This window comes from Roseovarius tolerans, assembly GCF_900109855.1.
Classification (GTDB): Bacteria; Pseudomonadota; Alphaproteobacteria; order Rhodobacterales; family Rhodobacteraceae; genus Roseovarius; species Roseovarius tolerans.
Window position 1 is genome coordinate 200624 of sequence record NZ_FOBO01000006.1, and the last position, 12714, is coordinate 213337.

Sequence of the window (12714 nt, forward strand, 5' to 3'; positions counted from 1 at the left end):
CACCCTTTTGGGGATATGAGCGCGGCAGGCGCGTGGGTGCAAGCTATTCCTGCGCGGGGTCTTGCATCGGGGGCCAGGGGCGGGTGGCATCGGCCTCGATCCAGGCGCGGACCCAGTCGGGGTGCGTTGGCTGGGCAGCGTCGTGCCCCAGTTCGGCCTGGACGGTTGCGGGGGGCACGATCCCGCCCTTTCCGGTCACCGCCGCGCGGTAGAGGATGTGGTTGGCGCATTGGCCATCGGGCGTCCACATGGATTGTTCGAGATAGAGGAATTTCTCGTCCCAGCAGACCAGCCGCGAGCGCATCTCGATGCGTTCGAACATGCGGATGCGGCGGCGATAGCGCACGCTTGCGCCTGCGATGGTCAGGCCCCAACGCTTGCGGCGCAGCACCTTGATCAGCCCGACGCGACCGGCCAGCGGAATCCGCCCAAGATCATAGAGCGTGAGCGTGCGCCCGTTGTTCAGTTCCATCCAGAGGTCGATATCCCAGGGCAGGCAATAATGCTGCGACACATGCAGACCCGTCACCGGCAGGGCAGGGGATTTGCGATGTTTGTAGAGTTGCCAGACAAGGCGCAGGACGGGATACATGGGCGGGTCTCCTTTGGCCCGCGCCTGCCACCCTCGGGCATGGCAGTCAACTGCGACCGCGCGTCAGGCTTGCGCTCGGGGGCGGGCTTGCTTAGGTGAGAAGGCGTTTCAGACCCAAAGGACCACTGCCCATGCAATCGCTTTTCCAGATCCTGATGCTGCTGCTCGATATCGTGTGGTTCTTCATCCTTGCGCATGTGATCATGTCGTGGCTGATCAATTTCCAGGTGCTGAACCTGCAACAGCAATTCGTGGCGCAGATCTGGTACGGGCTCAACCGCCTGCTGGAGCCGATCTATTCCCGGGTGCGTCAATTCCTGCCGCCGATGTCGGGCATCGACCTGGCCCCCCTGGTGGTGCTGGTGGCGGTCTATGCGCTGCGGATCATCCTGATCAACAATGCGGCGGCGTTTTACTGATCCGGGGTCTTGTTCACCGAATCTTGGTGTGAAACAGTGATTGTAAGAGCAGATATATAAAATCTTACAGGACTGCCATGCCGAGCGCTGCCACGCTTTTGCGCGATGTCTTCGGGTTCGATGCGTTTCGGCCCGGACAGGAAGAGATCGTGCACACCGTCGCCACCGGGTGCAACACCCTTGCGATCATGCCCACGGGGGGCGGTAAATCCCTGTGTTTCCAACTGCCTGCGCTTATGCGGGACGGGGTGACGGTGGTCATCTCGCCGCTGATTGCGCTGATGCGCGATCAGGTGCGGGGCTTGCGCGCGGCGGGGGTCGAGGCGGGGGCGCTGACCTCGGGCAATACCGAAGAGGAAACGGCAGAGGTCTGGGCGGCGCTGGAGGAAGGGCGGCTCAAGCTGCTTTACATGGCGCCGGAGCGGCTGGCGTCGGGGGCGGCGCTGGGGATGCTGCGGCGCATCGGTGTCAGCCTGATTGCCGTGGACGAGGCGCATTGCGTGAGCCAGTGGGGCCATGATTTCCGGCCCGATTACCTGCGCATCGGTGAACTCAGGCGTGCGCTCAACGTGCCGCTCGCGGCGTTCACCGCCACCGCCGATGCCGAGACGCGCGACGAGATCGTGGCCAAGCTCTTTGACGGGCAGCCACCGCAGATCTTTCTGCACGGGTTCGACCGGCCCAATATCCACCTGACCTTTGCCGCCAAGGACGGGCCGCGCCAGCAGATCATGGGTTTTGCCGGGGCCCGCAAAGGGCAGTCGGGCATCGTCTATTGCGGCACCCGCGCGAGGACCGAGAGCCTTGCGCAGGCCCTGTCACAGGCGGGGCACAATGCCTGCGCCTATCACGGCGGGATGGAGGCCGATGCGCGCCGCCACGTGGAACATCGGTTCAACAGTGAGGACGGGCTGATCGTGGTGGCGACAGTGGCCTTCGGCATGGGGGTGGACAAGCCCGATATCCGCTGGGTGGCGCATGCCGACCTGCCCAAGAGCATCGAGGCCTATTATCAGGAGATCGGCCGCGCGGGACGCGATGGCGCGCCTGCCGAGACGCTGACGTTGTTCGGGCCGGACGATATCCGCCTGCGCCGGTCGCAGATCGACGAGGGGCTGGCCCCGCCGGAACGGCGGATGGCCGATCACGGGCGATTGAACGCGCTGTTGGGGCTGGCCGAGGCGCTGGAGTGCCGCCGGGCCGCGCTGCTCGGCTATTTCGGCGAGGTGGCGGAGCGGTGCGGGAATTGCGATCTGTGCGAGACGCCGCCCGAGACCTTCGACGGCACCGAGGCGGTGCAAAAGGCGTTGTCGGCGATCCTGCGCACCGAGGAACGGTTTGGCGCGGGGCATCTGATCGACATCCTGTTGGGCAACGCGACCGACAAGGTGCGCGCACGCGGCCATGACAGCCTGCCGACCTTCGGCGTGGGCCGCGACATGGACAGGCGTGGCTGGCAGGGCGTGTTCCGGCAGATGATGGGGCATGATCTGGTGCGCCCCGATCCCGAACGGCATGGCGCATTGGTGATGACCGAGGCCGCCCGCCCGATCCTGCGCGCCGAAGCCCCGATCCGTCTGCGCCGCGAGGTGGCGCAGCGCACGCCCCGCCCCGCCGCCCGGGCGCTGGTGTCAGAGGAGGACGCACCGCTTCTGTCGGCGCTCAAGGCCAAGCGGCGCGCGCTGGCCGAGGCGGCGGGGGTGCCCGCCTATATCGTGTTCAACGACCGCACGCTCATCGAGATGGCCGAGACGCGGCCCGCCAATCTGGATGCGATGGCGCGCGTGGGCGGCGTCGGGGCGACCAAGCTGGACCGCTATGGCGCGGATTTCCTGGAGGTGATCAACGGTGCCGTGGAGGAGGTTCACCCGACGCGGCGCAAGCTGGCGGGCCGCGCGGCGGGCGAGGTCTATGACCAGTTGATCGAGGCGCAGGCGCGGCTCTCGCGCGGGCCCGAGGGTATCGACAAGCCGCTGAGTTGTTCGGCCTCGCTGCTGGCGCGGGTGGCGAGCCAGCGGCCGCGCGACAGTGACGCGCTTGCGCGGCTGATCGGCGAGAAATATGCCGAACGTTTCGGTCCGGCCTTTCTGGACGTTCTGCGTATGGCGGACTAAGTCTGCCGCAACGCTGTCACAGAGGAATTTTGCGCATGCTGGTTGTCGTCTCGCCCGCCAAGAAGATGGATATGAGCCCGGTCGAGGGTGTTGCGCCGACGCGGCCTGCGTTTCGCGCCGAGGCGGAGGATCTGGCGCAGGTGGCGCGCGGCCTTGACGTGGGGGATCTGCAAAAGCTGATGAAGATCAGCGAGAACCTTGCCCGGCTCAATGCCGACCGCTTTGCCGAGTTCGGCACGATGGAGGAAAAGCCCGCCGCGCTGGCCTTTGCCGGCGACACCTATCAGGGGCTGGAGGCGGGATCGCTCGACGCGGATGAAATGGACTGGGCGCAGGATCATTTCCGCATCCTGTCGGGGCTTTACGGACTGTTGCGTCCGCTTGATGCGATCGAGCCGTATCGGCTGGAAATGGGCAGTCGGCTGGCGACCGACCGGGGCCGCACGCTCTATGATTACTGGGGCGACCGGATTTCCAGAGCGCTGAATACGCAGGCGCGTGAGATCGGCACCGACACGCTGATCAACTGTGCGAGCCAGGAATATTTCGGGGCGGTGGACCGCGCGGCGCTCTATCTGCGGGTGATTACGCCGGTCTTCATGGAAGAAAAGGCGGGCACGCCCAAGATCGTCAGCTTTTACGCCAAGAAGGCGCGCGGCGCGATGGCGCGGTTCGTGATCCAGCACCGGCTGACCGACCCGGACGCGCTCAAAGACTTCGATACCGGCGGCTATCGCTACAATGCCGAGATGTCGGAGGGTGACAGCATGGTGTTTCTGCGCGATTACCCGGCCTGAGCCGTTGTGGGTGCTGGCTGTGGCGCGCGGGCGTCGCGCGGGCGTCGGGCGGGCAGGCGGCGGTGATCCGGGAGATAATATCGGCCTTGCGCAGCGGCTTGGTCAGGTAGTGATCGAGCCCGGCGGCGAGGATGTCGGCCTCATCGCCCTGCATCGCGTGGGCGGTCATCGCGACGATGGGCACATGCGCGCCGGGGTCTTCGGCCTCGCGGATGGTGCGGGTGGCCTCCTTGCCGTCCGTCTCGGGCATGGAGATGTCCATGAAGATCACATCCGGGTGGAACGCGTGGAACAACTCTACTGCCTCGCGCCCGTTCTCGGCGAATTTCAGGTCGATATCGAGGCCGGTGAGCATCTTGGAGAAGACCAGCCGGTTGGTCTTGTTGTCCTCTGCCGCAAGCACCCGCATGGTGCGGGCGGCTTGGGGCATGGTCTGGCCGGATGGCAGCAAGGCGGCGAGCGTGTCGATCAGGACGCGGCGGGGTGCCGGTTTTTGCAGAACCACCTGCACATGGGCGCGCCCGGGGTCTTGCTCGGCATAGCCGGTGTTCTGGCTGAGCAGGGCAATCGGCATGGTGTGGCCCGCCGCGCGCAGCGCCTCGGCCAATTCGAGCCCGTCCATCGCGGCCATGTTGTGATCGCAAAGCACGATGTCGATCTCGGGACAGGCCAGCGTCAGCGCCTCGGCCCCGCTGGCGCAACTGACCACGGCGAGCCCGAGCGCGGCGAGTTGGCGTTCCAGAATGTCCCGGCTAGCCGCCTGCGGCTCGACGATCAGGGCGCGCGCGGCTGACCTCGGCAGGACCGGGTCGGCCGCGTCTTCGGGGGCGGCGAGCGGCAGGGTGAGGGAGATGCCGAAACTCGACCCCTCTCCGGGGGTCGACTCGACCCAGATATCGCCCTGCATCATTCTGATCAGCTTTTGCGAGATCGCGAGGCCGAGGCCGGTGCCCTCGAACTTGCGGTTGCGGTCGTCGTCGACCTGATTGAACTCGCCGAAGATGTGATCGACCTTGTCGGGCGGGATGCCGATGCCGGTATCCTCGATGCTGACATTTATCATCGCCGCCTCGTCTGCGGCGGGCGGCACGCCGGTCACGCGGATCAGCACATGGCCGGTCTCGGTGAACTTGATGGCATTGCCCAGAAGGTTGGTCAGGATCTGCCGGATGCGGCCCGGATCGCCGATGAAGCGCGTCGGCAGGAACAGATCGTAATCGACCAGCAGATCGAGCCCCTTGTCGCGGGCATTGGCCTGCATCAGCGTCACAAGTTCGTGGATGCAGCGTTCGAGATCGAACGGGGCTGTGTGGAGGACGAGTTTCTCGGCCTCGATCTTGGAGTAATCCAGCACATCGTTGATGATGACCAGAAGTGCCTCGCCGGAATGCTTGATGGTTGAGGCATAGAGGCGTTGTTCCTCGGTCAGGTCGCTGTCCATCAGCAGATCGGCCATGCCGACGACGCCGTTCATCGGGGTGCGGATCTCATGGCTCATGTTGGCGAGGAAGGTGGATTTGGCGCGATTGGCGGTCTCGGCGCGGCGGCGGGCCTCTTTCAGTTCCGTCTCGTAGCGGATCGTGTCGGTGATGTTGAGCGCAAGGCTGACCACATCGCCATCGGGGTCGCGCTGATCTATCAGCTTGATATAGTGGCCGTTCCAAAGGCGGATCACCTCGGGCTCGGGCGTGGCCTGTTGCCAGCGGTCGAGCATGTGTTCGCGCCAGATATGCGGGGCGTGTGCGCCGATGTTGACGATCCCCTCTTCGGTGATGAATTGCAGGATTTCGACATAGCTGATGCCGGGCTGCACCGCCTCGAGCCCGTCGAACACCGCGAGATAGGCGTGATTGGCCGCGATCATCTGGCTGTCGGCATCGAAGAACGCGAAGCCGTCCTGAATGGTGGCGATCGAATGCCAGAGGCGGCGTTCGGCGATCTCGACCTTTTGATGCGCTTCGCTCAGGTCCGATTTGACGCGCAGGTTCTCGTCGCGGACGGTCTGCACCTCGGCGCGGGTCTCGTGTATCTCGTGCGAGAGGGCGCGCGCATGCTTGCCCAGTTTGCGGTTGGCGGCGTGCAGTTCCGCCTGTTTCTGTTCCAGCAGACGTTCGGCGGCCAGACGGGCGCGCCGCTCCTCTGCCAGCTTGTTGGCAAGGCTCATGCCCGTCCTCCGCCGTGCCGGAATGTGATCGGGTCACAATCCGGCATCGTCGTGAACAAGCGGTTAAAGCCTGTGAATTATGTGCTCAGAGCGCCTCGATCGCCAATGCGATGCCCTGACCGCCGCCGATGCACATGGTGATCAGCGCGCGCTTGCCCCCGGTCCGCTCCAACTCGTAAAGCGCCTTGACGGTGAGGATGGCGCCGGTTGCGCCCACCGGGTGGCCGAGCGCGATGGCCCCGCCATTGGGATTGACGCGGCCCGGGTCGAGGCCAAGCCCCTTGTTGACGGCCAGGGCCTGCGCGGCAAACGCCTCGTTCGATTCCACCACGTCGAAATCGGCCACGCTGAGCCCGGTTTTCTCCAGCAGGCTCTCGACGGCGGGGATGGGGCCGATGCCCATCACCTCGGGGCGCACCCCGGCATGGGCGTAGCCCAGAACACGGGCGCGCGGCTTGAGGCCCGCGGCCTCTGCCGCTTCGGCCCGGGCGAGCACGAGGGCGGCGGCCCCGTCATTGATGCCGCTGGCATTGCCGGCGGTGACGGTGCCGTCTTTCTGGAACACCGTGCGCAGGCCGGCGAGGGCCTCGGCGGTGGTGGGTTTGGGGTGCTCGTCGGTGTCGAATGCCACCATGTCGCGCTTCACGCGCACCTCGATGGGCACGATCTGCGATGTGAACCGGCCCTCGCCAATCGCCTCTGCGGCGCGGCGCTGGCTTTCGAGCGCAAAGGCATCCTGATCGGTGCGGCTGATGTCATGCTCGGCCGCGACATTCTCGGCGGTGACGCCCATATGGCCGGTGCCGAACGGGCAGTTGAGCGCGCCCAGCATCATGTCGAGCGTCTTCACGTCGCCCATCTTGGCGCCCCAGCGTTGGTCGGGGATGATGAAGGGTGAGCGGCTCATGTTCTCGGCCCCGCCTGCAAGGCCGAACTCGGCGTCGCCCAGCATCAGGGATTGAATGACCGACACGATGGCCTGCGCGCCCGAGCCGCAGAGGCGGTTGACGTTCATCGCGGGGGCAGTGTCGGGGATGCCTGCGTCGATGGCGGCGACGCGGCTTACATACATGTCGCGCGGTTCGGTGTTGATGACATGGCCAAAGACCACATGGCCGATCTGCCCGCCCTCGACACCCGAGCGTGCGAGCGCCTCGCGGGCGACGGTGGCCCCGAGGGTGGTGGGCGGTGTGCCCGCAAGGGCCCCGCCGAATGTGCCAATGGCCGTTCGGCAGCCATCCAGAATAACGATATCGGTCATGGGTCATCCTCCACCCGGGGTTTGCGTTAGGCAGAGCCTAGCGGCGGTGCAGGGCAAAAGGCAACGCGGACGTGGTGTCAGGGCGGAGTTTTGTAGAATTCAGCGCGTGTGCGTGCTGTTTGGTTCCTCATCCGGCGGGCGTGAGCGGTTGCCGTCCGGTGTCGGTGAGCAGGTGGCAGCTGCGGCCGTCGAACACGGCAGGCCAGATTTGGCGGCCATAGCCCGCGCCGCCGTCGAGGTCGATGCGGTTGCCGAAATGCTGCGGCCGGTCGAGCGCGGTGTGGCCGTGCACCACGAGCCAGGGGTGCGGCGCGTCATGGTCGAGAAAGCCGTCGCGGATCCACATCAGGTCGGTTGGGCTCTGGTCCGCGAGGGGCAGGCCGGGGCGGATGCCCGCGTGGACGAAGAGCAACCCGCCCACCTCCTTGTAGAGGGGCAGCCGGGCGAGCCAGTCGCGATGCGCCTGTGGCACGGCGGCGCGGGCGGCGTCCCATGCGGGCGCGTCCTCGGACGCGCTGACGCCGTAGGAGGCGAGGGTCGTCGCGCCGCCAAGCCGGGGGTTGAGCCATGTGAGGCCGGAGCGGACCTGGGGCGAGCGGATTTGGCCGGTGTCGATGAAATCGAGAAAAAGCTGATCGTGATTGCCCTTGAGCACGGTCCAGGGGCGGCCGTCGGCCTGGCCCTGCATCAGCCGGTCGATCACGGCGCGGCTATCGGGGCCGCGATCCACGAGATCGCCGAGAAAGACGATGCGGGCCTGCGCCCCGCCGTCTTGCGTGACGAGATCGAGGGCGGCGTCAAGCAGCGCGTCCTGACCGTGGATATCGGGGATGGCGTAGATCGGGTCTGTCATGCGGGGATGTAGACCCTGCCTGTGGGAGGTTGTCCAGAGGGGGGAGGCGATTGGTCTTGAGCTGGCCTTCGAGAGTGCCCGCGCGAAACGCACCGAAGGTGCCGCGCGATCGTCATGCCAGAGGCATGCCTCCAGCATGACGCCGTCCCGCGGCCTGGCGATATGATAGGGCGCGCAACGTGTTGATGTTACAATGACTTGGCTGGCATAAAGTACCCGCAACGAGCGTTGCTTCGCCAGTCCCCGGCCCTGCGCTCGCGCGGCACCTTCTGGCGGGGCGCTATGACTGCTTCAGGCCCATCACAGCCCCATGAATCGCGCCGCCACGGCGCCGTTCATGTAGCTGATCCGCCCGCCTGCCATGGTGGCCATGATGCGGCGGCTTGCCGGGTCGATCACCGTGAGGTCGGCGCGCAGCCCGGGGCGCAATTCGCCGCGATCCCCGAGGCCCAGAATGCGCGCCGGGCCGAGCGAGACGAGCTGCCACGCCGCTGCCAGATCGCATACCCCGCCATCGGCCAGCAGGAACGCCGCGCGCTTCAGCGACGGGTAATGGTAATCCGAGGCGAGCGCGTCGATGAGGCCCATGGCGGCCATCTCCAGCGCGCTTGCATTGCCCTTGTGCGAGCCGCCGCGCACCAGGTTGGGGGCACCCATGATGATGCTGTCGCCGCCTGTGCGGGCGGCCTCGGCGGCCGCCAGCGTTTCGGGGAATTCCGCGATGTGGATGCCGCGCGCGCGGTTCCTCGCGCGTGCCGCTGCGGTCGCCTCGTCATGGCTGCCGAGGCGCACCCCCGCCGCGATGAGCCGCGCGCTGAGCGCGTCGAGCGCGGGCTCCACCTCGGGCATGCGGGCGTGCAGGTCTTGCATGAAGGCGAGGTGCTTTTCGGGGTTGCGCCCGATGCGCAGGGCCTGCCCGGTCAGGCGGGGCGGGCGCTTGCCCTTGGCCAGATCCTCATGCGGCAGGTGATCGTTGAACACCACGTAGGGGATCGCGTGGCGGGCGATCATGTCCTCGATGGCGGCGTAATCGTCGAGCATCGGGATCTCGAACCGCAGTTGCACCAGCAGGTCTGTGTCCACCTGCGGGCGGATGGTGGCGAGCCCGGTAAACACCTTCTCGGCAAACTCCGGCCCGCGCATGCCGCCTTCCCAGCTGTAGAATTGCGCCAGCGTGGCGGTGGTGATGCCGTTGGCGGCCAGTTCGGCCTCGGTGGCGATGAGGCCCTGATCCACGTCCTTCATCGCGCCGCGCCGGGGGGCGAGGTGGCGCTCGAACCCGTCGCCGTGGATGTCGACGATGCCGGGCAGGATCATGTAGCCCGAGAGGTCCACGCCGCGCCCCGTGGGCGCGTCGGTGACACGACCATCGGCGATCGTGAGATCACGCACCTCCGGCCCCTCGGGCCAGAGCACCTGCGCGCCCTGCAGGGTGAGGGCCGCGCTCATCCGCCGCGCCGCCCGAAGAGCACGTCGCCGAGTGTGAGATCGTTATCGAACCGGCCACGTTCAAGAAATTCCTCGACCTGCGCGATTACCAGCGGGTTGTTCATCAGGAAGGTATGCGTCACCGGCAAGGTGAGGTGATCGGCCATGCCGTCGACCATGGTCGAGGCGACCGAGACCTTGCCATCGTCTGGCCCCTCGATCAGCGACGAGTAATAGGGGTTGAGCGAGCGGGTGCCCGCGATCACGCCCAGTTCGAAATCCACCGGCGGCAGATTTTCGGGCACGCCGCCCGGCCCGGTCTGAAGCTGCATCCCGGCCGGGCCGTTGAGCCATTTGAAAAGCTCCAGCCCGCCCAGCTCGTCCACCAGTTCGCTGCCGTGATTGGGTGGGGCGAGCATGACGACGCGACCCATGGTGTCGGGCCGGTTTTCAGCCAGCCAGACGCGCAGCAGGATGCCGCCCATGGAATGGGTGACGAAATGGATGCGGGTCTCGCCGCAGACCCGCACCGCGAAGGGCAGGGTTTCCTCGGCCAGTTCGGCGATGTCCTCTTCGGTCGAGGGATAATCGGGGCTGAAGACGTCATAGCCCTGCGCCTCTAGCACCTCCTGCATCACGAGGAACGAGGCGTCGCTGCGGGCGAGCCCATGCAGCAGCACGACGCAATCGGCCCGCGCTAGGGCGGGGGCGAGGGTGAGGACCGTGATGAGGGCGAGACGGATCATTCGGGTGACATATGCGCAAACGGAAGGGCTGTGAATAGGAAGGTTTTTCAGGCGGGTGCGGACGGGCGCGGCACGTTGCACGACGCCCGCGTCCTGCCCGCCCTTATCCTGCCGAAACCGCCCGACCTGCGTGCCGAATTCGAACGGCTGCGCAGAACCGTGCACGGTCAGGCCCCCGCTGAGAGATTTGCGCGAGGTGTCGCGGTCCTGCGTTGCCACCACCGTCAATTGCGCCGTCCTCCATCGGCTCTCGATCCGCCAACCAAGCGCGGCAAGGCCTTTGCAAAGGCCTTGGACCGCGCTTTGCAAAGCGCGGGTAAGCGGCTTGCAAGCCGCTTCTGCGCCCTATTCCGGGCGTTTCAGGCTGAAGGTCTCGCGGATCACCGAGTAATCCTGATAGCCCAGCCGGGTCAGCGGGGTGAAGCGGGTGACGTCGAAGAGGCCATCCACCATGCAATCGTCGCGCATATGCACGCCGGTCACCTCGCCGAAGACCACGAAATTCGCCTCGCCGGGCAGTTGCACGATCTGTGTGAGCTTGCATTCGAGATTGGCGGGGCTCGCGGCCACGCGGGCGCAGTCGATGGTGTCGCAAGGCGCTTTCTCCAGCCCTGCATCGGTGAACTCGTCGACCTCGCGGCCCCATGGCCCGGAGGTCTGGTTCATCGCGTCGCGCAGCGCCTCGCTGACGATATTGACGCAGAACACGCCGGTGTCGCGGATATTGGCGACGCTGTCCTTGGTGCCGTCGCGGTCGGGCTTGGCGGAGGTCGAGGCGAACATCACCTGCGGCGGCACATAGGCCACCGCGTTGAAGAACGAGTAGGGCGCGAGGTTGTCATGGCCTTGTGCATCGCGGGTCGAAATCCAGCCGATCGGGCGGGGTGTGACGATCGCGTTGAAGGGATTATGCGGCAGGCCGTGGCCCTCCTCGGGTTTGTAGAACATCGCGCTCTCCTCTCGGGGTGATCCGGTTTGTGCCAGCCGTAACGCCGTGCTACGCGCTTTGCCAGTCGATATTCGCGAAGGTATGGCGCGCCATGTTGGATGTGCGGCCCGAGGGGCCAGAGGATCATTGGGAGGTCGAGGCGCTCTATGACCTGTGTTTCGCGCCGGGGCGCGAGGCGCTCTCGTCCTACCGGCTGCGCGACGCGGTGCTGCCGGTGGCCGATCTGTGTCTCGTGGCGCGCGAGGACGGGATTGTGGCGGGGGCGATCCGCTATTGGCCGGTGCAGGTGGGCGCGGCGCGCGTGCTGCTTCTGGGCCCCGTGGCGGTGCATCCCACCCATCAGGGCGAGGGGCTGGGTGCGTGGCTTATTCGTGACAGCGTGGAGCGTGCGCGGGCGGCGGGGTGGCTGCGCGTGATGCTGGTGGGGGATGCGCCCTATTACGGGCGGTTCGGCTTTGCCCGGCTGGCGGGTGTCCTGATGCCGCCGCCCACCAACCCCGAGCGCGTGCTGGGGCTGGCCTTGCAGCCCGGCGCGTGGGAGGGTGTGCGCGGAGAGGTGACGCGCGCGGCTTGATTTTTCCGCAGGCGATGCGCAGCTTGGTCCGGGTAGAGAGCTGACAGGGCGGGGCGATGGAACTTCTGGGCCGACCGATTGACGAGACCACGACACAGGCGCGGCTTGATGCGCTCGTGCAGCGCAATGCGCGGGCCGGAAATTCGGTGATGGATGTGCTGAACCTCATTGGCGGGCAGGCCGAGGGGTTGCTTGATCGGTTGCCCGCCGCCACGCGGATGCGGCTCAATTCCGCCACCGAAGAGGCGCTGCGCCATGCCGCCGAGGCCGCGCATCGCTCGCGCGATGTGATGGGCGAGGGCCCCGCCTGGCGCATCCGGGCGCTGACCACCGTGATGGGGGCTGCGGGCGGCTTTGGCGGGTTGCCCACCGCGCTGGCGGAACTGCCCGCGACCACGACCATCCTGTTGCGCGCCATTCAGGACGTCGCGAGCGAGCACGGCTTTGATCCGTCAGAGCCTGCCGTGCGCTTCGATTCCATCGAGGTGTTCGGCGCCGCCGGGCCGCTGTCGGAGGATGACGGCGCCAATCTGGGGTTCATCGGCACGCGGGTGACGCTGACCGGCTCGGCGATGCGCGCGCTCATTGCTCGGGTGGCCCCGCGTCTGGCGGCCGTGCTGGGGCAGAAGCTGGCGGCGCAGACCGTGCCGGTGCTGGGTGCGGCGGCCGGGGCGGCCACGAATTACGCCTATACGCAATATTATCAGGATATGGCGCATGTGCATTTCGGCCTGCGCCGTCTGGCGATCGACGCCGACCGCGACCCGCAGGAGATGATCACGGCGTTCCGCGAAAGGGCGGCGCGCGCGTAGCCTGC

Annotated in this window: 12 protein-coding genes; 5 read left to right on the forward strand and 7 right to left on the reverse strand. The window is 66.6% G+C overall.

The genetic code is table 11. The features are described from left to right. Positions 1-43: 43 nt before the first annotated feature. A complete protein-coding gene (locus tag BMX04_RS08185; protein WP_074785778.1) occupies positions 44-592 on the reverse strand; it encodes an acyl-CoA thioesterase in 549 nt (182 codons plus the stop codon). A 131-nt stretch (positions 593-723) separates the two neighbouring features. Here BMX04_RS08185 and BMX04_RS08190 point away from each other — a divergent pair, with 131 nt between their 5' ends. The 3 genes from BMX04_RS08190 (at position 724) to yaaA (ending at position 3922) form a co-directional block, all read left to right on the forward strand. Beyond that, a complete protein-coding gene (locus tag BMX04_RS08190; RefSeq protein ID WP_050661014.1) occupies positions 724-1011 on the forward strand; it encodes a YggT family protein in 288 nt (95 codons plus the stop codon). A gap of 77 nt (positions 1012-1088) precedes the next feature. Then, complete coding sequence (gene recQ / locus BMX04_RS08195) at positions 1089-3125, forward strand: DNA helicase RecQ (protein ID WP_074785779.1); 2037 nt, start codon at positions 1089-1091, stop codon at positions 3123-3125. Positions 3126-3160: 35 nt separating this feature from the next. Further along, positions 3161-3922: a peroxide stress protein YaaA gene (gene yaaA / locus BMX04_RS08200; protein ID WP_074785780.1), complete on the forward strand. Its 762-nt coding sequence runs from the start codon at positions 3161-3163 to the stop codon at positions 3920-3922. Here yaaA and BMX04_RS08205 read toward each other — a convergent pair. From BMX04_RS08205 to BMX04_RS08230, 6 genes are all read right to left on the reverse strand, one after another. After that, on the reverse strand, positions 3834-6086 hold the full coding sequence (locus tag BMX04_RS08205; protein ID WP_083398126.1) for a response regulator: 2253 nt from the start codon (positions 6084-6086) through the stop codon (positions 3834-3836). The two genes, yaaA and BMX04_RS08205, sit on opposite strands and share 89 nt — an antisense overlap. Before the next feature lie 85 nt (positions 6087-6171). Then, positions 6172-7347, reverse strand: a complete 1176-nt coding sequence (locus BMX04_RS08210; RefSeq protein ID WP_074785781.1) for an acetyl-CoA C-acyltransferase family protein — start codon at positions 7345-7347, stop codon at positions 6172-6174. A 127-nt stretch (positions 7348-7474) separates the two neighbouring features. Next, entirely contained in the window at positions 7475-8200 is a 726-nt protein-coding gene (locus BMX04_RS08215; RefSeq protein ID WP_074785782.1) for a metallophosphoesterase, read from the reverse strand. Positions 8201-8500: 300 nt separating this feature from the next. Next, complete coding sequence (locus tag BMX04_RS08220; protein ID WP_074785783.1) at positions 8501-9649, reverse strand: alpha-D-ribose 1-methylphosphonate 5-triphosphate diphosphatase; 1149 nt, start codon at positions 9647-9649, stop codon at positions 8501-8503. Next, positions 9646-10374, reverse strand: a complete 729-nt coding sequence (locus BMX04_RS08225; protein ID WP_074785810.1) for an alpha/beta hydrolase — start codon at positions 10372-10374, stop codon at positions 9646-9648. The genes BMX04_RS08220 and BMX04_RS08225 overlap by 4 nt, the downstream gene beginning before the upstream one ends. 345 nt (positions 10375-10719) lie before the next feature. After that, positions 10720-11322 (reverse strand): flavin reductase family protein, encoded by a 603-nt coding sequence (locus BMX04_RS08230; protein ID WP_050661021.1) that lies wholly within the window; start codon positions 11320-11322, stop codon positions 10720-10722. A 92-nt stretch (positions 11323-11414) separates the two neighbouring features. Between BMX04_RS08230 and BMX04_RS08235 the strand changes: the two genes are divergently transcribed. Next, entirely contained in the window at positions 11415-11897 is a 483-nt protein-coding gene (locus BMX04_RS08235; protein ID WP_074785784.1) for a GNAT family N-acetyltransferase, read from the forward strand. Positions 11898-11953: 56 nt separating this feature from the next. Then, positions 11954-12709, forward strand: a complete 756-nt coding sequence (locus BMX04_RS08240; protein WP_050661023.1) for an EcsC family protein — start codon at positions 11954-11956, stop codon at positions 12707-12709. Positions 12710-12714 lie beyond the last annotated feature (5 nt).

Bases quoted from the DNA above. Each gene is read 5' to 3' on its own strand.
- BMX04_RS08185 (WP_074785778.1), bottom strand. From the start codon at position 592: ATGTATCCCGTCCTGCGCCTTGTCTGGCAACTCTACAAACATCGCAAA.
- BMX04_RS08190 (WP_050661014.1), top strand. From the start codon at position 724: ATGCAATCGCTTTTCCAGATCCTGATGCTGCTGCTCGATATCGTGTGG.
- recQ (WP_074785779.1), top strand. From the start codon at position 1,089: ATGCCGAGCGCTGCCACGCTTTTGCGCGATGTCTTCGGGTTCGATGCG.
- yaaA (WP_074785780.1), top strand. From the start codon at position 3,161: ATGCTGGTTGTCGTCTCGCCCGCCAAGAAGATGGATATGAGCCCGGTC.
- BMX04_RS08205 (WP_083398126.1), bottom strand. From the start codon at position 6,086: ATGAGCCTTGCCAACAAGCTGGCAGAGGAGCGGCGCGCCCGTCTGGCC.
- BMX04_RS08210 (WP_074785781.1), bottom strand. From the start codon at position 7,347: ATGACCGATATCGTTATTCTGGATGGCTGCCGAACGGCCATTGGCACA.
- BMX04_RS08215 (WP_074785782.1), bottom strand. From the start codon at position 8,200: ATGACAGACCCGATCTACGCCATCCCCGATATCCACGGTCAGGACGCG.
- BMX04_RS08220 (WP_074785783.1), bottom strand. From the start codon at position 9,649: ATGAGCGCGGCCCTCACCCTGCAGGGCGCGCAGGTGCTCTGGCCCGAG.
- BMX04_RS08225 (WP_074785810.1), bottom strand. From the start codon at position 10,374: ATGATCCGTCTCGCCCTCATCACGGTCCTCACCCTCGCCCCCGCCCTA.
- BMX04_RS08230 (WP_050661021.1), bottom strand. From the start codon at position 11,322: ATGTTCTACAAACCCGAGGAGGGCCACGGCCTGCCGCATAATCCCTTC.
- BMX04_RS08235 (WP_074785784.1), top strand. From the start codon at position 11,415: ATGTTGGATGTGCGGCCCGAGGGGCCAGAGGATCATTGGGAGGTCGAG.
- BMX04_RS08240 (WP_050661023.1), top strand. From the start codon at position 11,954: ATGGAACTTCTGGGCCGACCGATTGACGAGACCACGACACAGGCGCGG.